This is a genomic window from Nocardioides sp. S5 (assembly GCF_017310035.1).
Taxonomy (GTDB): Bacteria; Actinomycetota; Actinomycetes; order Propionibacteriales; family Nocardioidaceae; genus Nocardioides.
On the sequence record NZ_CP022296.1, the window covers coordinates 4,709,294 to 4,726,909 of the forward strand.

The 17,616-nt window shown below is 72.5% G+C and carries 16 protein-coding genes; 7 read left to right on the plus strand and 9 right to left on the minus strand.

From position 1 onward, the window contains the following. Positions 1-224: 224 nt before the first annotated feature. The 3 genes from CFI00_RS23210 to CFI00_RS23220 all read right to left on the minus strand — a co-directional run bounded on the left by CFI00_RS23210 (position 225) and on the right by CFI00_RS23220 (position 4,606). Entirely contained in the window at positions 225-1,724 is a 1,500-nt protein-coding gene (locus CFI00_RS23210; protein ID WP_207083288.1) for a hypothetical protein, read from the minus strand. Continuing rightward, the gene (locus CFI00_RS23215; RefSeq protein ID WP_207083289.1) at positions 1,721-3,040 is read right to left on the minus strand and encodes a tetratricopeptide repeat protein; all 1,320 of its coding nucleotides are present in this window, start codon (positions 3,038-3,040) and stop codon (positions 1,721-1,723) included. The genes CFI00_RS23210 and CFI00_RS23215 overlap by 4 nt, the downstream gene beginning before the upstream one ends. A gap of 78 nt (positions 3,041-3,118) precedes the next feature. Beyond that, entirely contained in the window at positions 3,119-4,606 is a 1,488-nt protein-coding gene (locus CFI00_RS23220) for a DUF4331 domain-containing protein (RefSeq protein WP_207083290.1), read from the minus strand. Positions 4,607-4,791: 185 nt separating this feature from the next. On the opposite strand from CFI00_RS23220, the gene CFI00_RS23225 reads away from it, so the two are divergent. The 3 genes from CFI00_RS23225 (at position 4,792) to CFI00_RS23235 (ending at position 7,748) form a co-directional block, all read left to right on the plus strand. Continuing rightward, positions 4,792-6,117 carry an MATE family efflux transporter gene (locus tag CFI00_RS23225; protein WP_207083291.1) on the plus strand — a complete coding sequence of 442 codons (1,326 nt, stop codon included), beginning with the start codon at positions 4,792-4,794 and terminating at the stop codon, positions 6,115-6,117. Positions 6,118-6,146: 29 nt separating this feature from the next. Then, complete coding sequence (locus CFI00_RS23230) at positions 6,147-7,295, plus strand: hypothetical protein (RefSeq protein WP_207083292.1); 1,149 nt, start codon at positions 6,147-6,149, stop codon at positions 7,293-7,295. A 66-nt stretch (positions 7,296-7,361) separates the two neighbouring features. After that, positions 7,362-7,748: a hypothetical protein gene (locus tag CFI00_RS23235; RefSeq protein WP_207083293.1), complete on the plus strand. Its 387-nt coding sequence runs from the start codon at positions 7,362-7,364 to the stop codon at positions 7,746-7,748. Positions 7,749-7,813: 65 nt separating this feature from the next. Here CFI00_RS23235 and rplI read toward each other — a convergent pair whose 3' ends face one another. The 4 genes from rplI to rpsF all read right to left on the minus strand — a co-directional run bounded on the left by rplI (position 7,814) and on the right by rpsF (position 9,722). Next, positions 7,814-8,260, minus strand: a complete 447-nt coding sequence (rplI, locus tag CFI00_RS23240; protein WP_207083294.1) for a 50S ribosomal protein L9 — start codon at positions 8,258-8,260, stop codon at positions 7,814-7,816. A gap of 14 nt (positions 8,261-8,274) precedes the next feature. After that, positions 8,275-8,511, minus strand: coding sequence for a 30S ribosomal protein S18 (gene rpsR, locus CFI00_RS23245; RefSeq protein ID WP_056603689.1), 237 nt, complete (start codon positions 8,509-8,511; stop codon positions 8,275-8,277). A 199-nt stretch (positions 8,512-8,710) separates the two neighbouring features. Continuing rightward, positions 8,711-9,310: a single-stranded DNA-binding protein gene (locus tag CFI00_RS23250; protein WP_207083295.1), complete on the minus strand. Its 600-nt coding sequence runs from the start codon at positions 9,308-9,310 to the stop codon at positions 8,711-8,713. A gap of 121 nt (positions 9,311-9,431) precedes the next feature. Continuing rightward, a complete protein-coding gene (rpsF, locus tag CFI00_RS23255; protein ID WP_129479120.1) occupies positions 9,432-9,722 on the minus strand; it encodes a 30S ribosomal protein S6 in 291 nt (96 codons plus the stop codon). Between the two features lie 259 nt (positions 9,723-9,981). Here rpsF and CFI00_RS23260 point away from each other — a divergent pair, with 259 nt between their 5' ends. The 4 genes from CFI00_RS23260 to CFI00_RS23275 all read left to right on the plus strand — a co-directional run bounded on the left by CFI00_RS23260 (position 9,982) and on the right by CFI00_RS23275 (position 14,094). Then, a complete protein-coding gene (locus CFI00_RS23260; RefSeq protein WP_242532599.1) occupies positions 9,982-10,917 on the plus strand; it encodes a serine/threonine-protein kinase in 936 nt (311 codons plus the stop codon). Then, positions 10,914-11,723, plus strand: coding sequence for a deoxyribonuclease IV (locus CFI00_RS23265; protein WP_207083296.1), 810 nt, complete (start codon positions 10,914-10,916; stop codon positions 11,721-11,723). The genes CFI00_RS23260 and CFI00_RS23265 overlap by 4 nt, the downstream gene beginning before the upstream one ends. Positions 11,724-11,864: 141 nt before the next feature. Continuing rightward, complete coding sequence (locus CFI00_RS23270; RefSeq protein ID WP_242532600.1) at positions 11,865-13,001, plus strand: peptidoglycan bridge formation glycyltransferase FemA/FemB family protein; 1,137 nt, start codon at positions 11,865-11,867, stop codon at positions 12,999-13,001. A gap of 7 nt (positions 13,002-13,008) precedes the next feature. Continuing rightward, complete coding sequence (locus CFI00_RS23275; protein ID WP_207083298.1) at positions 13,009-14,094, plus strand: alanine racemase; 1,086 nt, start codon at positions 13,009-13,011, stop codon at positions 14,092-14,094. On the opposite strand, the gene CFI00_RS23280 is transcribed toward CFI00_RS23275, so the two are convergent. Both CFI00_RS23280 and CFI00_RS23285 read right to left on the minus strand, forming a co-directional pair. Beyond that, entirely contained in the window at positions 14,005-15,261 is a 1,257-nt protein-coding gene (locus tag CFI00_RS23280) for a hypothetical protein (RefSeq protein WP_207083299.1), read from the minus strand. The genes CFI00_RS23275 and CFI00_RS23280 overlap by 90 nt on opposite strands. An 8-nt stretch (positions 15,262-15,269) precedes the next feature. Next, complete coding sequence (locus tag CFI00_RS23285; protein ID WP_242532601.1) at positions 15,270-17,615, minus strand: transglycosylase domain-containing protein; 2,346 nt, start codon at positions 17,613-17,615, stop codon at positions 15,270-15,272. Position 17,616: the final 1 nt, after the last annotated feature.

Consider the following 17,616-nt stretch of genomic DNA (forward strand, 5'->3'; position numbering starts at 1 on the left):
CGCCGATCCTCACCAGCGCTCTGACCTGCGAAGACGTCGTGCACACGCTGTGCAGGAAAACAATCTGCCCGACCTGTGTGTTCACCTGTCCGCCATCTGGGAGACGCCTGTTGCTTTGTCGACACGGCGCCGTGACGCAGAACCACGACGCCCTCATCCACACCGCCATTCACAGGTAGCCCGAACGAGCTATGTACACGCGGTGGCACTCGATCGTATGGGCCTCAGAGCTGCAGCAGCGTGCGGACCACGACGCCGAGGCCGACCGCGCAGATACCCAGCGCGGCGCCGTACCTCAGGTAGGTGCGCACCTGGCCGCCGAGGAAGCCGCGGCGCAGGGCCAGGCCCTCGAGCCGCAGCACCAGGTCGCGGGCGAGCAGACCGACCGCGGCGAGCGCGACGGCCATGCCGACCCCGAAGGCCAGCACCAGCACGAACCCGAACCACGGACGCCCCAGGGCGACGGCGGCCAGGAGCAGCAGCAGGGCCGAGGGGCTCGGGACGAGACCGCCGACCAGGCCCATCACCCACACGCCCCCGCGGCCGGGCGTGGCCTCGGGCTCCACCGCGGCCGGGGCCTCGACGACCGTCGCGGTGGCGGTCGTCGTCCCGGCGGGAGCGGCCGGCGCGTGCTCGTCGTGCCCGTGCCCGTGGCCGTGCCCGTGGCCGTGTCCGTGCCCGTGCCCGTGCCCGTGCCCGTGCCCGTGCCCGTGGCCGTGGCCCCCGCCCGAGCGCAGCTGGGCCAGCAGGTAGAGCCCGAGGCCCACGATCAGCAGGCCGGTGGCGAGGGTGAGCCAGGGATAGATCCGCGCCGGCACGAACGCACTGCTGAGCGAGACCAGCAGGCCCAGCAGCAGCACCGAGCCGGTGTGCGCCACCGTCACCGCGCTGCCCACCGCGAGCGCCGAGCGGACCGAGGAGTCCCCGCGCTGGGTGAGGTAGAACGCCATGACGGTCTTCCCGTGCCCGGGCGAGAGCGCGTGCGTCGCACCCAGGGCGAGCGCCGCGAGGACGGCCAGGCCCGCGGCCAACCATCCGTTGTCACCGAGCAGGCCGGTGGCCCGCGACGACAGCCAGGAGCCGTCGGAGGCACCCGGCCCGTCGTCCCCGGTGCCGGGCAGCTCGCCCGCGGGACCGCCGGTGGCGACGACGAGCGTCGCGGAGGTGACGTCCAGCGGGGACTCGAGCAGGTCCTCGGGGTAGGACGTGAGGCGTTCGCTGGCGCTGACCGACGGGACGTCCGCGCTCGTGAGCGTCATCCGGTCACCGACCGCGGTGACCTCGCGCCAGCCCACGGAGCCCGGGGCGGTCGAGTCCTCGAAGGTGACCTCGCCGGCGCCGATGTCGGCGGCGCCGGAGTAGCGGCAGGTGATGCGGGTGACCGGCAGCCCGCCCTCGCCGTCGGAGACCGACGCGGTCACGTCCTCCACCTCGAGGCGTACGCCGTCGCCGCCGGCCGTGACGGCCAGCCCGTCGGTGGTCGTGGCGCACTCGCGTGCGGCCAGCGCCGGCAGGTCGTCGATCGCGTCGCCGAGCTGGGCCGTCGGGATCTCGGCGAGGTCGACCACGTGATCCACCTCGACGCCGTCGGGTGAGACGAGGATGCCGGTGTAGCGGTTGACGGTGAAGTTGCCCAGCGGGTGGGCCGAGGCCGGCGCCGCGGTGACGACCAGGCACGCGAGGAGCGCGCCCAGGGCCAGCAGCACACGTACGAGCGTCCTCATCGGCGCGGCTCCGGTCCCGGGTCCAGACCGGCCAGCACCGACTCGGCCTCCGCGCGCTGCCACGGGGACAGGCCCGGGTCGAGGTCCAGCCCGCGGCGCAGATGGGTGCGGGCGTCGGCAGTCATCCCGAGGCCGGCCTCGATCGTGCCGCGGTGGATCCAGAACCGCGCCTCGGGCGAGCCGAGCCGGGTGGCCTGCCGGGCGATCGGGAGTGCCTCGCGGTCGCGGCCGCTGCGGTGCAGCGCCCAGGCCAGGGCGTCGGCGACGTGGACGCTTCGGCGCTGGTCCCACTCCGCCTGCGCCTGGGTCAGCGCCCGCTCGGCGGACCCGTGGTCGGCCTCGAAGAGCGCGGTCTCCAGGTCGGTGCCCACGCCGCTCGCGGAGAGCAGGTCGATGGTGGTGCGGACGACCGCGAACTGCGCGTCGGCCTCGTCGGTGCGGCCCAGGTGGAGCAGGAGCTCGCCGAGCTCGGTGAGGTACTCCGGCAGCGGCTGGCGCGCGGCCACCTCCTGCCAGGTCGCGACGGCAGCCTCCAGGTCTCCCTGCGCGACCTGGAGGCGGGCGGTCGAGACGAGGGCGGGCAGGTGGTCCGGCACGGCCTCCTGCGCGACGGCGAGACGACGAGAGGCCTCGGCGAGGCGGCCCTGCTTGCGCAGGATGTCGGCGTAGAGGGTGAGCGTGTAGGCCTGGTCGGCACGCGAGCCGACCTGGGCCGTACGCCGCAGCAGCGCGCCGGCCCGGTCGAGGTCGCCGCGCAGCTCGAAGGCGTAGGAGTAGCGGGCCGAGACGGCCGTGCTGGGCTGGAGCCGGTCGGCGGTGCGCAGCGCCTGCATCTGCTCGTCGTACCTGCCGAGCTCGTTGAGGGCGTCGACGCGCACGGCGAGGGCGCCGAGGTCGCGCGGGTTGACCGCGAGCGCCTCGTCGGCGCTGGCCAGCGCGTCGGTGAAGTCGTGGCGGGCAGCGGAGATCGCGGCGCTGGCAGCCAGGGCGGTGAAGTTCTCGTCCGGCTCGAGCTCGAAGGAGCGTGCGACGGCCTCGTCGGCCTTGTCGTAGAAGGTGGCGTTGCCGGACACGCGGGCCTGCTCGACGTACGCCACGGCGAGGTTGGCCCACGAGACGTGGTCGGCCGGCACCCGGCGCAGGGTGTCCTGCAGCGCGGCGATGCTGGCCTCGAGGTCCTGGCCGGAGTCGGGGACCACGCGCGGGACGGCCGCTGCCGGCGGGGCGGTCGACGGCGACGACGTGGTGGCCACGCCGATGCCGCCCGAGACACCCAGGACGAGTCCGACGCCGATGACGATCAGGCTCCTGCGCACGGGGACGTCCTTTCGGTGGGAGCGGTGGTGCGGCCCGGCCGCGCGACGAGTCGCCGCGCGGCCGAGCCGGTGGTGCGGTCAGTCCTTGCGGGTGCGTCGCGCAGCGCCGCCGATGCCACCGATGAGGGCCAGGAGGCCCACACCGATGAACGCGACGGAGCTCTTGCGACCCGGGACGACGCTCTGCAGCAGGCCCTCGGTCGAGGACTGCTTGTTCGCCGAGCCGCCCGCGGACGGGTGCGGGTCGGCGTTGCTGCCGCTGGCCGGGAGGGCCAGGTAGGGGAACGTCCCGCTGAACGCGGCGTCGTTGGCGTCGACGCCGTCACCGAGGTCGTTCGCCGAGCCCACGAGCTCGCCCTCGACGACCTGGAGCGCGATGTCGATGACGTCGTCACCGAGCCGGCGGCCGTTGGGGAAGCCCTGCGTGTCGCCACCGATCACGCCGAGCCGGTTGGGCTCCGCGGTGACCGGGGTCGACATGTTCAGGCGCAGCTGCTCACTGGGCGTGACCTTGCCCTTGGCCTTGTTGAGGCCCTTGACGCCCGTGAGGAACACCGACACGAGGTCGTTGCGCGGGGTCGCCGGCGCGTCGATGCCGTAGACGGCCTCGACGAGCTTGGGCAGCTCGGGGTTGGTGACGTACTTCAGCGCGGCGCCGTCCTGCGTGGGCTTGGAGGCGTTGAACGCGTCCTTGAGCTTCAGTGGGATGACGACCTCGTTGACCAGCGGGTTGCCCAGGCGCGAGACCTGCTGGAACCTGCCGTTGGCGCCCTTCTTCTGCGTCGTGGTCCAGGTGCCGATGACCGGGTTCTTCTTCGCGTCCTGGTTCTTCGCGATCCACCTCTGGGGCACCTGGAGCGCGACCGACTGGACGTTGAAGCCGGCGAGCGTGTCGTCACCGGACTCGGAGAGGTCACCGCCGTAGAGCAGGTCGAAGACCCGCAGGTCGAGGAAGAACGGGTCCTCGGCCTGGCCGGCGAAGGACTTGACGTTCTTCACCGGGCTCGTGGTGGCCTGCTCGCGCAGCGCCTCGTAGTCGGGCATGGACGCCTTGCCGATGTTCGACGGGGCGACCCGCTTCTTCTTGACGATGACCTTCGTCTTGCCGGACTTGTTGATCCGGACCAGGCGGTAGGTCTGGTAGTAGTTCAGGTCCTTGTCGGCCAGGGACGTGACCGGGCCGGTGGCGGCGAGGAACGTGTCCTTGGTGACGTAGTGGTCCTTGAACGTCCACCGGAAGGTCACGTCAGGCTTGGCATCGGCGTTGTTGTCGACGTGGATGTCGTACTGCGCGTCGGTCGCGAAGCTGTAGAAGTTCGGACCGCCGGCCGGCTCCTCGAAGGGCAGCCAGTTGGCGACCAGCGTGACGCTGTTCTGCTTCTCCGGGCTGCGGAAGGCGTACAGGTCCGTGCCGTCGTACTGCGGGGTGCCCGAGATGAGCGGCGCCTCGCGGTGGCTGGACGCGCTGGCGCCCAGCGGGCCTACGCCGGCGAGGCCGACCGTGGTCAGCAGGCCTCCGGCGCACGCCAGGGCCACAGCCCCGTGCCGCTTGGTGGGTCGTGTCATGAGCGATAACTCCTTGATGTCGACCCGGGGCCTTCGGAAGGTGCTCCACCCGGGCAGCCCAGGCTCCAGACGGGGCCGGGGTGAGGTGTGTTCGGGGTCACTCCCCATCCGGATGGGTATTTCCACCCCCGGGAGGGTGCGGACCGTTCGGGCGCCCGCTCCGGTGCGCACCTACCCTGTGCTGCGTGAAGGCCGTCGACCGGGAGATCCTGCGCCTGGCCGTTCCGGCGTTCCTCGCCCTCGTCGCCGAGCCGCTCTTCCTGCTCTCCGACGCAGCTGTCGTCGGCCACCTCGGCACCCCCGAGCTCGCCGGCCTCGGGGTCGCGGCGGTGATCCTCCAGACCGTGGTCGGCCTCTGCGTCTTCCTCGCCTACGGCACCACTGCGAGCGTCGCGCGCCACCTCGGCGCCGGCGACCTGCGCGCCGCCCTCGCCCAGGGCGTCGACGGGGTCTGGCTGGCCGTCCTCATCGGGACCGTCGCCACGGTCGGCGGCGTGCTCCTCACCCCGGCGCTCGTCGGCGCCTTCGACACCGGCGGAGAGGTGGCCGGCCACGCCGAGACCTACCTGGCCATCGCGTTCCTCGGCACCACCCCGCTGCTGGTCATGCTGGCCACGACCGGCGTGCTGCGCGGGCTGCAGGACACGCGTACGCCGCTGAAGGTGGCCGTCGCCGGCAACGCGCTCAACATCGTCCTCAACGTGTTCCTCGTCTACGGCCTCGACCTCGGCATCGCCGGCTCGGCGATCGGTTCGGTGATCGCCCAGGTCCTCTCCGCCGCCTGGCTGGTGGCCGTGGTGGTGCGCGCCGCCCGCGAGCACGACGCCCCGCTCAGCCCGGACCGCGCGGGGATCCTCGCCTCCGCGCACGCCGCGATCGCACTGGTGGTGCGCACCCTCGCGCTGCGCGCCTGCCTGCTCGTCGGGACGTACGCCGTCACCCGGGTCGGCACCCAGGGTGCTGACGTCAGCATCGCGACCCACCAGATCGCCATCACGCTGTGGACCTTCCTCGCCTTCGCCCTCGACGCCATCGCGATCGCCGCACAGGCGCTCACCGGGCGCGCGCTTGGCAGCGGCGACGTCGACGGCACGCGGCAGCTGACCCGCCGGATGATCCGATGGGGGTGGGGCAGCGGCATCGTCGCGGGCCTGCTGCTGGCCGCGGTGTCACCCTTCGTCGGCGCGCTCTTCACCAGCGACCCCGAGGTGCGCGCGCTGCTCGTCCCGGTGCTGCTCGTCGCCGCCCTCGGCCAGCCCCTGGCCGGGGTCGTCTTCGTCCTCGACGGGGTGCTCATCGGCGCCGGCGACGGTGCCTTCCTCGCATGGGCCGGCCTCGTCGTCCTGGCGGCGTACGCCCCTGCCGCGCTCTGGGCGGCCACGCTCCCGCACGGCCTGGTCGCCGTGTGGGTCGCGATGACCGTCGTCTTCATGGGCGCCCGCGGGGTGCTGCTGTCGTGGCGCGCCCGCGGGGACCACTGGCTCGTGACCGGGACGCCCGTGCCTCGTTAGACCGAGGACCGATGACCTGGGGGGGACCCATGCACCGACACCGCACCGCCGTCCGACTGGCCCTGCTCACGCTGCTGACGGGAGCACTCGTGCCGCTGGCCGCCGCCCCGGCCGCCGCGACCCCGGGCTGCCTCGACGAGACACCGCCGCCGGGACCGATCCCGGGGCTGCCGCTCTCCGACGGCTGCGACGACTCCACCCCACCCGGGACGACGCTCGCCGCCTCGACCACGCCCAACGCCGCCGGCTTCCTGGCCGCGTCCACGATGACCTTCACGGTCGGCGCGCAGGTCTCCGACGGCGACACCGGTCCCTTCGGTCTCGAGTGCACCCTGGCCGGCCCGGCGCAGGCCCACGACTGGCGCGCGTGCACCAGCCCCGTGACGTACGCCGGCCTGCCGGACGGCTCGTACGCCTTCCAGGCCCGCGCCGTCGACCTCGGCGACGCCGCCCGCGACCCCGACAGCCCGCTGGCACTGGGCACCGTGGCCGACACCCCCGACCTGGACCCGACGCCCGCGACGCTCGCCTGGACCCAGGACACGTCGACGCCCTTCGTCTTCGTCACGAGCACGGCGTACGACGAGCAGACACCGACCCAGCCGGTGGTCACCTCCAGCACGGTGCCGATCCGGATCAACAGCAGCGAGCGCGGCTCGTCCTTCGAGTGCCGCGACAACGACCGGGCGGTCCCGTGCACCGGCGGCCGCTTCGAGCTGGCGACGCCAGCTGCGGGGCGGCACCGCTTCAGCGCGCGCTCGGTGGACCGCGCCGGCAACGCCAGCGCATGGTCGGAGCCGGTCGAGTTCTACGTCCCGACCGAGCTCCGCCGGCAGCGCGGATGGCGGACGGTCCGCGGCGACGACTACGTCCGCGGCGACGCGCTGCGGGCCACCCGCCGCGGGGCGCGCCTGGTGCTCCCCCGGGCCACGGTCGGCGAGCTGCGGCTGCTCGCCTCGACCGGTCGCGGCTTCGGCAAGGTGCGGCTCCGCGTCGGGAAGCGCGACTGGCACGTGGTCAACCTCGCCGGCAAGCCCGCCGCGATGAAGGAGATCACCGTCCTCGACCGCTACTCCGGCGTGCGCAAGGGCAAGGTCGTCATCGAGTCGCTGAGCAACAAGCCGGTCGTGGTCGACGCGGTGGTGGCGCGGCCGAACAGGTTCCCCGCCGCGCAGTAGCACCTACCGCCGGCCCCTTCGTCGTCCGCGGAACGCCTGCGGGAGGGGGCGCGTCAGACTGGGGTGATGCACCTGCGCCGACTCGGCCTGCTCCTGGTCGTCCCCGTGCTGGTGGCCGCCTGTGGCGGCACCACCCCACCCCCGAACGGCGAGGAGACAGCCGTGGACACCAGCCCGTCGTCGTCCCCGCCGTCGAGCGCGCCGCCCGATGTCGTGCGCGCAGTCGAGGACCTGTCCACCACCCTCGGCGTGGCCCCCGAGGAGGTGGAGGTGGTCACCACCGAGGAGGTCACCTGGCGCGACGGCAGCCGCGGCTGCGCGAAGCCGGACGAGATGTACACCCAGGCCCTCGTCGACGGCCTCCGGATCACGCTCCGCGTGGCCGGGCAGGCCTACGAGTACCACTCGGGCGGGAGCCAGCCGCCCACGCTCTGCGACGAGCCCACCGAGTAGCAGACGCACGACGGCCCGCCACCTCCGAGGAGGTGGCGGGCCGGCGTGCGTGCGTCAGTCGGAGGTCAGGCCGGGACGACGTTGAGGGCCACCGTGGCGGACACCTCGTCGTGCAGCTTGACCGACACCTCGTGGGCGCCGAGCGTCTTGATCGGGTTCGTCACGACGATCGTGCGGCGGTCGACCTTCTCGCCGGAGACCTCGGTGATCGCGTCGGCGATCTCCGAGGTGGTGACGGCGCCGAACAGGCGACCGCCCTCGCCGGCACGGACCTTCACGTTGACCGCGTTGGCCTCGAGCTTGGTCTTGACCTCCTTGGCGTGGTCCGCGTCGCGGACCGCACGGGCGGTGCGGGCAGCCTTGATCGACTCGATGGTCTTCTCGCCGCCGCGGCTCCAGCGGATGCCCAGGCCACGGGGAACGAGGTAGTTGCGGCCGTAGCCGTCCTTGACCTCGACCACGTCGCCGGGGGCGCCGAGGCCGTCGACTTCCTGCGTCAGGATGAGCTTCATGTCTCGTGCTCCTCTCAGCGACCGGTGGACGTGTAGGGCAGCAGGGCGAGCTCGCGCGCGTTCTTGACGGCGATGGCCACGTCGCGCTGGTGCTGGACGCAGTTGCCGGTCACGCGACGGGCGCGGATCTTGCCGCGGTCGGAGATGAACTTGCGGAGCAGGGTGGTGTCCTTGTAGTCGACACCGGTCGCCTTCTCCTTGCAGAACTGGCAAACCTTCTTCTTGGGCTTGCGCAGAATTGCCTTGGCCATTGTGGTGCTCCCTTTCAGTGAGCCCGGCCCTGAGGCAAGTCAGGGACGGAATGGTGATGGATGTCTTGCTCGGTCCCCCCGGGGAACCTGGGCTGAGGGGTCTCGATACGCCCATTCACGGCTTCGCAAGCTCAGCCGTGCGGGCTACTCGACCTGGCGACTTGTCACTGCCTCGCTTCGCTCGGCAGTGGGTCGCTCATCAGAACGGAGGCTCGTCGTTCCCGCCGGAGACCCCGGGCGTGGCCCACGGGTCGTTCGGCGGGGCGGACTGGCCGCCACCCTGGGGCTGGCCGCCCTGGGGCTGGCCGCCCCAGTTGCCGCCGCCGCCACCGGACTGCGAGGGCGCAGGGCTGGCCCACGGGTCGTTGCCGGCCGGCGCGGACTGACCGCCACCGCCGCCGCCACCCGAGTAGCCGCCGCCACCGCCGCCGGACCGGGTCGTCTTGGTGACCTTGGCCGATGCGGAGCGCAGCGACGGGCCGACCTCCTCGACGTCGATCTCGAAGACGGTGCGCTTCTCACCCTCGCGGGTCTCGTACTGACGCGACTTCAGGCGACCCTGGACGATCACGCGCATGCCCCTCTGGAGGGACTCGGCGACGTTCTCCGCGGCCTGCCGCCACACAGCGCAGGAGAGGAACAGCGTGTCGCCGTCCTTCCACTCGTTGCTCTGGCGGTCGAAGGTGCGCGGGGTCGACGCGATCCGGAAGTTGGCGACGGGTGCCCCCGAGGGGGTGAACCGCAGCTCCGGGTCGTCGACCAGGTTGCCGACGACGGTGATCGTGGTCTCGCCTGCCATGTCAGGTCTCCTCAGAATGTCCTGCTGTGCCGGTGGGTCCGGGGGTGCTCCCGGTGCGCTGCCCATCAAACAGGCAGCGACCGACAGCGGGAAGTGTCTTTCCACAGATGCCGTGAGGCGATCAGTGGGCGTCGGGACGCATGACCTTCGTGCGCAGGATCGACTCGTTCAGCGTGAGCTGGCGGTCGAACTCCTTGACCGTCGCGGGCTCGGCCGTCAGCTGGACGACGGCGTAGATGCCCTCGGCGTTCTTCTTGATCTCGTACGCCATCCGGCGACGACCCCACACGTCGACGGACTCGACCGAGCCGCCGTCCTTGCGGATCACGTTGAGGTACTTGTCGAGCGACGGCTCGATGGTGCGCTCGTCGAGACTCGGGTCGAGGATGACCATCACTTCATAGGCACGCATAGCGGTCTCCACCTCCTCTGGGCTAGAGCGGCCACGGGCTTTCCGTGGCAGGAGGGACTGTGCGTTCGCGGCGCAGGTACGACGTTGGGTCGTGGCGCCACGTTTGTTGCGGGTCGGTGCTGGTGGTGCTGTGTCGCCCGGAGGCAACCGGAGAAAGATACCAGCGGGCGGGCCACCCGTCGGAATCGCTGGGGAGACCGCCCGCAAGGCCTGTGGACGAGCCCGGCGGAGCGGGCCGGCGAGGCGCTAGCGTCGAACGGTGCCAGCACCAGCACCGTCCCGCGCCTCCGCCGTCGTGGCGGGGCGCTACGTCCTGCTCGACCAGGTCGGCACCGGCGGGATGGGCTCGGTCTGGAGGGCGTACGACGAGCGCACGCACTGCCACGTCGCGGTGAAGGTGCTCGGCCGGCACAGCTCGGCGCTCCTGGCGCGCTTCGTGCGCGAGCAGGCGGTGCGCGTACGCCATCCGCACGTGGTCGCGCCCCAGGGCTGGGCGGCCGAGGACGACCTGGTGGTGCTGGCCATGGACCTGGTGGCGGGAGGCTCCGTCGCCGACCTGCTGCGCGAGCACGGTCCGCTCGACACCGGCACGGTCGCGCTCCTGCTCGAGCAGCTGCTCACCGGCCTGGCCGCCGTGCACGCCGCCGGACTGGTGCACCGCGACGTCAAGCCCGCCAACCTGCTCCTCGAGGCGACCGGTGACGACGAGCTGCACCTGCGGCTCGGCGACTTCGGCGTGGCGGCCCCGATCGCCGACCGCCGCTTCACCACGGTCCCCGGGGCGATCGGCACCGACGGCTACATGGCCCCCGAGCAGGCGCGCGGCGCGCCGCCCGAGCCCACGCAGGACCTCTACGCCGTGGGCCGGGTGGCCCTCGAGCTGATCACCGGCCTGCCGCCGGCCCACCAGGGCGACGTCCCGTCCCACCCGCTCCGCCCGCTCGTCGAGCGGCTGCTGGTGCCCGACCCCGAGCAGCGCCTGGCCAGCGCGGAGGCGGCGCTGCGGCTGCTGCGCCGGCTGCCGGTGCCGGACGCGGACCCGCCGCCGGTCCCCGACCGGCTCGGGCCGGCCCCGCGTCGGCGGCGTACGCCGTCGGCCCGCGCGGACGTCGACTGGGCGGGCTGGGCCGCAGTTGCCGGCCTGGTCGGTGTGGTCGTCGGCTGTCTGTGCGTCCTCCTAGGCTGGACACCATGAGCACCCAGCAGTCCGCACTCCCCGTCGGGGCCCACGTCGACCAGACCGACCCGGTCGCCGAGGCGGTCGCCCGGGGGACGTCGCTGGTGCAGTTCTTCCTCGGCGACCCGCAGGGCTACAAGGGTCCCGAGGTGCGATTCGAGGGTGGTCCCGAGGGGCTGCGCGCGGCGGCGGAGGAGGCGGGCGTCGACCTCTACGTCCACGCCCCCTACATCGTCAACGTCGCCACGACCAACAACCGGATCCGGATCCCGAGCCGCAAGCTGCTCCAGCAGCACATGGACGCCGCAGCCGCGATCGGCGCGAAGGGGCTCATCGTCCACGGCGGCCACGTCAACAAGTCTGACGACCCGGCCGTCGGCTTCGACAACTGGCGCAAGGCGATCGAGGCCACCGACCTCAAGGTCCCCCTCCTCATCGAGAACACCGCCGGTGGCGACAACGCGATGGCCCGCCACCTCGACCGCATCGCCGGGGTCTGGGACGCGATCTCCTCGGCCGAGGGGTCCGAGCAGGTCGGGTTCTGCCTCGACACCTGCCACGCCTGGGCCGGAGGCATCGCTCTCGGCGACGCGGTCGAGCGGATCCGTGCGATCACCGGGCGCATCGACCTGGTGCACGCCAACGACTCCCGCGACGACTTCGACTCCGGTGCCGACCGCCATGCCAACTTCGGCCAGGGCCGCCTGCCCGCCGACGAGTTCGCCGGCGTGGTCCGCGAGGCCGGCGCTCCGGTGATCTGCGAGACGCCGGGCGGCGCGGCCGAGCACGTCGCCGACTTCGCCTGGCTGCGCGAGCACCTCTGAGGACCGCACCAAGGGCGCGCAAGAACTTCTTGACAGAATTTCCGCCCGACGTGCAACCGAATGCGTCCCTCGCGCGTCTGTAGTCACGAAGGGGCCAGACACGTACGGGGGTCGTGCCTGGCCCCTTGTAGCCTTCTCGGGGTGACGACCCCCCTGACGCTGCGCCCGATCTCCGCGCACGAGCACCGCGAGTTCATCGCTGGCCGGTCGTCCGCCAGCTTCCTCCAGACGCCCGCCTGGGCGAGCGTGAAGTCCGAGTGGCGCTCGGAGTCGGTGGGCTGGTCGCGCGGCGGCGAGCTGGTCGGCGTCGGCCTCGTCCTCTACCGCCAGCTGCCCAAGGTCAGGCGCTACCTCGCCTACCTGCCCGAGGGGCCGGTGATCGACTGGTCGGGCGACGACCTCGAGTCCTGGCTCACCCCGCTCGTCGCGCACCTCAAGGCGCAGGGTGCCTTCGCGGTCCGGATGGGTCCGCCGGTGGTGACGCGCCGCTGGTCGGCCGAGCAGGTCAAGGCCGGCATCGCCGACGAGTCCGTACGCCGCCTCGGTGACGCGCCTCCCCTCGAGCGGTCCCAGGACGGCGCGTGCGTGATCGCCCAGCTCCACGAGCTCGGCTGGCAGCAGCAGGGCACCGAGGGCGGCTTCTCCGCCGGGCAGCCGCAGTTCAACTTCCAGATCCCGCTGGTCGACGCCGAGGGCGCGCCGCGGACCGAGGCCGACGTCCTCTCGGGCATGAACCAGCTGTGGCGCCGCAACATCAAGAAGGCCGACAAGGCCGGCGTCGAGGTCGCCCTGGGCGAGCGCGCCGACCTCAAGGCCTTCCACGACCTCTACGCCCACACCGCGGAGCGCGACCACTTCACCCCGCGCCCGCTGTCCTACTTCGAGACGATGTACGACGCCCTGGCCGCCGAGGACCCCGACCGGATCCAGCTCTGGCTGGCCCGCCACGAGGGCGACCTGGTCGCGGCGACGATCGCGATCCGCGTCGGCACCCACGCCTGGTACTCCTACGGCGCCTCGTCGACCGAGAAGCGCGACGTCCGCGGCTCTAACGGCGTGCAGTGGGCGATGATCCGCCACGCGCTGGCCGCCGGCGCCCACGTCTACGACCTGCGCGGCATCACCGAGACCCTCGACGCCGACGACCCGCACGTCGGACTGATCCAGTTCAAGGTCGGCACGGGCGGCGAGGCCGTGGAGTACGCCGGCGAGTGGGACCTGCCGATCAACCGGGCGATCTACAAGGCCTTCCAGCTCTACCTCGCCCGGAGAGGGTGAGGAGCCGATGAGCCTCACCCTGACCGTCGACGGGGAGCGGTGGCGCGCCCACCTCCTCGCGACCGCGACCAAGAACCCCGGCATCGTCCCGGTGGCCAAGGGCAACGGCTACGGCATGACGCTGGGCCGTCTGGCGCGCCGCGCCCAGTGGCTCGCCGACCACGCCGAGCAGACCGGCGCCCCCCTCGACCTGCTCGCGGTCGGCACCTACGACGAGGTCGAGCAGGCCACCAGCCGCTACGACGGTGACATCCTGGTGCTGACCCCCTGGCGTCCCTTCGGCGCCGCGCTCGCCCTCGACCCCCGGATCGCCTCGCGGGTCGTGCACACCGTGAGCCGGCCCGAGGACCTGGCCGCCCTCCGCGCGCACCACCCCCGCGCGCGCTTCCTGCTCGAGCAGCTCACCTCGATGCGACGCCACGGCATGACGCGCCGCGAGCTCGCGGCCGCCGCCGAGGCCGTCGGCGACCACGGGCACTCGAGCGGGCTGCGGGGCGTGGCCATGCACCTGCCCCTCAACACGACCTCCCACCTCGGTGAGGTGAGCCGGCTGATCAACGACATCGTCGCCTCGGGCCTGCCCACGCGCACGGTCTTCGTCTCCCACCTCACCCACGCCGAGCACGCCCAGCTGGCCGCCACCTATCCCGACTTCACCGTCCGGCCCCGCATCGGCACCGACCTCTGGCTCGGCGACCGCGGTGCGCTGAAGGTAGGGGCCACCGTGCTCGACGTGCACGAGGTCGAGCGTGGCGACACCTTCGGCTACCGCGGCCGCAGCGCGCCCAAGCACGGCCACATCGTGGTGGTCAGCGGCGGCACCGCGCACGGCATCGGCCTCGAGGCGCCGACCGGCGACCAGTCGCTCAAGGCGCGGGCGGCGACCCTGGCCCGCGGCGGCCTCGACGCGGTCGGCTTCGTGCGCTCGCCGTTCTCCATCGACGGCAAGCAGCGGCTCTTCGCCGAGCCGCCGCACATGCAGGCCTCGATGCTCTTCGTGCCCTCAGGGGCGCGGGTGCCGCGCATCGGCGAGGACATCGAGGTGCGGGTCCGCTTCACCGCGACCGACTTCGACCGCGTCGTCATCAGCTGAGGCGTCGCGCAGCACGGCGACCACCAGCCACACCAGTCCGGCCACGCGCAGCACGACCGCCAGCCAGTAGGCCCGCGCGTCGTCGGCGATCGTCGGCACGAGCGCCTGCCCGACGTACCACCCGGTGATGACCCAGCTGAGCAGGTGCAGGGCCTGCCACACCAGCAGGTCGCGCCAGCGGCGTACGGCGATCGCGGCCAGCGGCAGCACCAGCAGCGCTGACTCCGGAGGAGCCGACGGCGCCACGACGAGCGCCGCGGCGAGCAGCACCAGACCGGCGCGGGCGGCGGTGACCGGGCCCGGACCGGCACGGCGCACGAGGCGCCAGACCGCCCCTGCAGCGAGCGCGAGCACCAGCAGCTGCACGACCGCACGTGTGGCGCGGGACTCCCCGACGCCCGACTGCTCCAGCAGGAGCCAGATCGAGCCGAGGTCCGGGTCCTCGGTGGTGCCGCGACCCGGCAGCGTGACCACGACGTACGCCGCCGCTGCCGCGACGAGGGCGTCGACCCGGTCGCGCCACCGCCTCCCGACGGCGACCACGCCGACGAAGGCCACGGCGACCGGGAGCGCGAACGCCGCACCGATACCGGCGCCGACCCCGGCCACCCAGGCGCGGCCGGTGGTCCAGCCCCACAGGAGCACGGCGACGGCGACGGCCGCGACGAGCTCCCACGAGAGCCACTGCACGAGGAGGACCGGGCCCAGGGCCCAGCCGGCCGCGGCCCACGGACGACGGGGGTCGACCCGGGTCAGGAGCGCGGTCGTCAGGAGGGCCAGCGCCGCCAGCAGCACGGCGAGCGCGGCGGTGGTCGCGACGGTCCCGGCGCCGGGACCGAGGGCAGCCAGGCGCTCGAGCCACGTGGCGACCCGCGGCGGGGTGGAGGCGTCGACCGGTGCGCCGGCCAGGTCGCTCCAGCAGAGCTGGGCGAAGGGCTGGTCGGCCTTGCTCCATCCCGACGGCACGCACGCGGCCTTGCTGAGCATGCCGGCCGCCAGGACGAAGCCGGTGGCGCCGAGCAGGACCCGCGGGGCGTCCCACCACCGGTGACCGGCGGCGTGGTCACCGACGGGCCCGCCGACCGCCTCCGACATGGTCGCGACGACCGGGTCGGTGCGACTGGGCGCGTCGCGGTCCCGGAAGCGGTCGCGGTCCCCGGCGTGCACCGCCGGCCTCAGGGCCTGGTGTCGATCAGGGCCGAGCGCTGCTGGACACGTCCGACCGGCGTCGGCGTCTCCGTCGGCTGGGGCGCCGGGGTCGTGGGCGGCACCGGCGTCGGGACCGGCGTCTCCGTCGGGACCGGCGTCTCGGTGGGGACCGGCGTCTCGGTGGGGACCGGCGTCTCGGTGGGCGTCTCGGTCGGCTCCTCGGTCGGCTCCTCGGTCGGGATCTCGACCGTGGGCGTCTTGGTCGGCGACTTGGTGGGCTGCGGCGTCGACGGGGGCGGCGGCGGCGGGGTGTACTCGTGGCCCTCGGACGGCGCGTCACCGTCGACGTACACCGGCTCCGGGAAGTCCTCGACCTCCATGCCCTCCATCACGCGCTGCATGATCGCGGTCCAGGTCTTGGCGGGGTAGTTGCCGCCGAAGTAGCCCGACTTGCCGTCCGAGCTGGTCGGCAGCCACAGGTCGGCGCCGTCGGGGCGGGGCACGTCGAGTGCGGCGCGGCCCTTGCCCCGGACGTACATCACCGCGGTGGACATCTGGGGCGTCATGCCGACGAACCACGACGAGGACACGTCGTCGTCGCCGTTGGTCGCGGTGCCGGTCTTGCCGGCGGCCGGACGTCCGAGGGCGAGGGCCTCGGTGCCCGAGCCGGACTGCACCACCTGCTGGAGGGAGTAGGTCACGTCGGCCGCGATGTCGGGGTCGACGGTCTCCTTGCTGCGCTTCTTCGCCTCGTAGAGGACCTCGCCGTTCTTGTCGACGACCTTCTTCACGACGTGGACCTCGTTGCGCACGCCCCCGTTGGCGAGCGTGGCGTAGGCGTTGGCCATGTTGATCGGGCTGACCTGGGCGGTGCCGAGGGTGACGCCGACGTTCTCCTGGAAGTCGATGGAGCGGCGCGGGATGCCCCACTTCTGGGTCTCGTTGCCCGGGATACCGAGGTCCTCGGCGGCCTGGATGACCTTCTGCGGTCCGTCGTCCATCGCGTCGACCATGTCGACGTAGGCGGTGTTGATCGAGTTCTCGGTGGCGTCGAGCATCGACACGGCCGAGCCGTAGTCGGTGTCGCCCTGGTTGCCGAACTCCGTGCCGGCGATGTCGATGGGGCTGTTGCCCTCGAAGGTGTCGTTGAGCGAGAAGCCGTCGCGGATCGCGGCCACGTTGGTCGCGGCCTTCAACGTCGACCCGGACATGCCGCCGGCCTCGGCCCAGTTGATCTGGGACTCGAGGTAGTCCTGGCCGCCGTAGAAGCCGAGCAGCTCACCGGTGCTGGTGTCGACGGTCGCAGCGCCGACGTGGAGGTCCTTGTCGCCGGCCGGGCCGGGCATCCCGGCGTCGGGACGCTGCTCGGTGACGGCCTCCTCGACGTCGGCCATCACCTGCGGGTCGAAGGTGGTGGTGATGCGCAGGCCGCCACCGTCGATCTCCTCCTCCGAGGCGATGCCGCGGGCGAGGATCTCCTTCTTCACCAGCGCCAGCACGTGGCCCTTCTGGCCGCCGAACTGGCTCTGCGCCGCGACCTTGGGGAACTTCGGCAGCCGCTTGAGCGCCTTGTCGCGCTCCTCGGTGGTGATGGAGCCCATCTCGGCCATGCTGTCGAGGACGTACTCGTAGCGGACCTTGAGGTCGTCCTTGGCCTCCTTGCCGTTGGCCGGGTCGTACCTCGTCGGGTTGTTGAGCACCGTGGCCAGGACCGCGGCCTCGCGGAGGGTGAGCTCGCTGGCCGGGTGGTCGAAGAACGCCTTCGAGGCCGCCTGGATGCCGTAGGCACCGCGGCCGAAGTAGATGGTGTTGAGGTAGCCCTCGAGGACCTCGGACTTGCTGAGCTGCTGCTGGATCTTGAGCGAGACGACCGCTTCACGGATCTTGCGCTTGTAGCTCTGCTCGCTGGTCAGGTAGAGGATCTTCACGTACTGCTGGGTGATCGTCGACGCGCCCTGGCGGTCGTTGCCGCTGGCATTGGAGAAGAAGGCGCGGAGGATGCCCTTGGGGTCGATGCCCTTGTCGGTCCAGAAGGTGCGGTTCTCGGCGGCGACCACGGCGTCCTGCATCGTCTGCGGCATCTCGGCGAGCGGGATCGACTCGCGGTTCTGGTCCTCGTAGTAGGTGCCGAGCTGCTGCTTGCCGTCGGTGTAGTAGACGAAGGTCGTCTGCGCCTGGAACGCCGAGTTGGGCGTGGGGATGCTGATGGCCTGGTAGAGCACCACGACCACGCCGCCCAGGACGAGCGCCCCGACCACGCCGAGGACCGCGAGGACCTTGGCGACCTTGGCCGCGCGCTGCTTCGGCGTACGCCGTGCCTGGGGCCGTCGGGTCTGTGCCGGTCCGGTGGCTCTCCGCTTCTTCTGAGTCACC

What these genes read in the sequence shown, in the direction of transcription:
- rpsR (WP_056603689.1), bottom strand. Translation starts at nt 8,511, where the DNA reads ATGGCCAAGGCAATTCTGCGCAAGCCCAAGAAGAAGGTTTGCCAGTTC.
- rplI (WP_207083294.1), bottom strand. Translation starts at nt 8,260, where the DNA reads ATGAAGCTCATCCTGACGCAGGAAGTCGACGGCCTCGGCGCCCCCGGC.
- CFI00_RS23210 (WP_207083288.1), bottom strand. Translation starts at nt 1,724, where the DNA reads ATGAGGACGCTCGTACGTGTGCTGCTGGCCCTGGGCGCGCTCCTCGCG.
- CFI00_RS23265 (WP_207083296.1), top strand. Translation starts at nt 10,914, where the DNA reads ATGAGCACCCAGCAGTCCGCACTCCCCGTCGGGGCCCACGTCGACCAG.
- rpsF (WP_129479120.1), bottom strand. Translation starts at nt 9,722, where the DNA reads ATGCGTGCCTATGAAGTGATGGTCATCCTCGACCCGAGTCTCGACGAG.
- CFI00_RS23220 (WP_207083290.1), bottom strand. Translation starts at nt 4,606, where the DNA reads ATGACACGACCCACCAAGCGGCACGGGGCTGTGGCCCTGGCGTGCGCC.
- CFI00_RS23275 (WP_207083298.1), top strand. Translation starts at nt 13,009, where the DNA reads ATGAGCCTCACCCTGACCGTCGACGGGGAGCGGTGGCGCGCCCACCTC.
- CFI00_RS23250 (WP_207083295.1), bottom strand. Translation starts at nt 9,310, where the DNA reads ATGGCAGGCGAGACCACGATCACCGTCGTCGGCAACCTGGTCGACGAC.
- CFI00_RS23235 (WP_207083293.1), top strand. Translation starts at nt 7,362, where the DNA reads ATGCACCTGCGCCGACTCGGCCTGCTCCTGGTCGTCCCCGTGCTGGTG.
- CFI00_RS23230 (WP_207083292.1), top strand. Translation starts at nt 6,147, where the DNA reads ATGCACCGACACCGCACCGCCGTCCGACTGGCCCTGCTCACGCTGCTG.